The following is an 817-nucleotide window of genomic DNA, read 5'->3' as shown; positions in this document are numbered from 1 at the left end:
CCAGCATTCACCAGTCCGAACATGAACATGCCGAAGTCAACGAAAAGCCGCCAGTCATGAACAAACTTGTCGAGGGTAGAATGCTCCCGCGCATCTTCTTCAAACATATGCACGGTTTCCTTCTTTTCGTGAGGCATGAAAGGCACTATAAAAGCAAGAGCAAGTGCCGGGTGAAGATTACCCAGATACAGGCCAGTCCAGACTACCAATCCGCCCGTGATCAAGTATGGCCAGTATGGTTTCACCCTGGCTGACCTAAGGCCCCAGGCGAACAGCATGCCGAGAGGAATAAGCAGAAGCATTAACGGTTCCGGTAGCTGATGGGGGTTTGGATAGAATATGGCGATTATCAGGAGCCGATGGCATCATCAGCAATGGCCAATAACAGCAGAAATGCTACAGCCGGATGATTGCGCCCGAAAACAGTTCGAGCCACCAGCCAAGCCAAGGCTATATCCGTAGCTGTAGGAATTCCCCAACCGTTTCTTAATGCAGAGGAGCCAAACAGCATGTTGAGTGTCAAATAGACTGCTGCAGGGCCTAAAATACCCCCAATGGTCGCTATAATGGCATTAAGAGCCTTTCTGGGCGGATTCAAATCGCCGCCGGGCAGACAGCTTTCGGTGATCTCGGCGGCAGCAATGCCAAAGAACAGCACCATAAATAAATCATTTGTGAGGAAGTGAAGATTGACGCCCCCGACAATGGGCGTATGAATCAACCATTCATAAGATTTATGATCGAGGTTTGCCCAGGCAAGGGCAACCGACACCCCCATGAGCAGAGGGATGGAAAATTCCCGCAGCAAGTTGATGTG

1 pseudogene is annotated in these 817 nt (G+C 50.4%); it reads right to left on the bottom strand.

The features are described 5' to 3' along the window. A pseudogene (locus tag JCM15764_RS25655) lies at positions 1-814 on the bottom strand (Na+/H+ antiporter NhaA); the annotation flags it as partial. Positions 815-817 lie beyond the last annotated feature (3 nt).

The sequence above is a fragment of the Geotalea toluenoxydans JCM 15764 genome, assembly GCF_001311985.1.
GTDB lineage: Bacteria > Desulfobacterota > Desulfuromonadia > Geobacterales > Geobacteraceae > Geotalea > Geotalea toluenoxydans.
The sequence above is the reverse complement of the archived record's forward strand: the minus strand, read 5'-3'. Positions and strand labels throughout refer to the sequence as shown.